Genomic DNA, 939 nt, shown 5'->3' on the forward strand with positions numbered 1-939 from the left:
TTTATATTGCTTTGCCAGATGGCTTTTCGTTTGAACGGTTTTTTCGTTTTCATACCACACGACATGTTTATGCTTCTTTTTGTCAACATAAGAAAATGTCATCGAGCCTGATTTTTTGTTGAATGCCGGCTTTGCTTTTTGTTTTTGGATGAGTGATTTGAGCTCATTCCATTCCCTTATTGTGCTGGCACTTCCGTCTTTTACATCCCAGTCATAGCCGTACGCAGGGATTCCCATGATGACTTTATTGGCTTTGATCTTTTTGACTGAAAACTGCAGAGAGCTTTTGATCCAGTTTGTGCTTGCCACTGACCCCGGCTCACCCCAAATGCCGTGTTCATCGTAGGTCATGACTTGTACGAAGTCGGCATATTTGCCGATTTTCGCATAATCATACGGCCAGCTCCAGTCATCATTTTTATCATCGGCGCTTTTGGCCGGAACGGATACCATTGTTTTAATATGTTTCTTATTCAAAGCCTGTGAGACATATTGAATGAAGGTCGAGTACGCAGCGCGGTCTTCTGGATTTACTGCTTCAAAATCGATATTGATTCCGTAATATGAGTGCTTTTTGGCCAGTGTAATTAACTGATCTGTGAATCGTTTTTTCGCTGTTTTATTGCTCATGACCCGACTCGCTAAATCTCCGTCAAAATCATAAATGGCATCATTATAGTTTGAAATGACAGCCCATGTCTTGATTTTTTTCTTTTTCGCATATGTCAGCTGCTTAGTTGGGGCATCGCCAATGATTTGTCCGTTTTTTTCAAACGCAAATGTATCGGTTGCGATGGCATTCATGTATGTATGATATTTCGTAAGAGAATTGTATGAAGCCGTATCCCCAGTCGTGTAGCCTACTGTCATACCGGCTGCCTTCGCTTCTCCTTTTGTATACATAAACAGAACAATCGCAATCGCCAGTGAAACCGCTAT

The 939-nt window shown here is 41.5% G+C and carries 1 protein-coding gene; it reads right to left on the reverse strand.

All coding sequences use genetic code 11. The features are described from left to right. A partial coding sequence (locus tag ACWHAR_RS24220; protein WP_452088076.1) for a glycosyl hydrolase family 18 protein occupies positions 1–939 on the reverse strand: 939 nt, incomplete at both ends.

The sequence above is a fragment of the Bacillus sp. LR--39 genome (genome assembly GCF_053613335.1).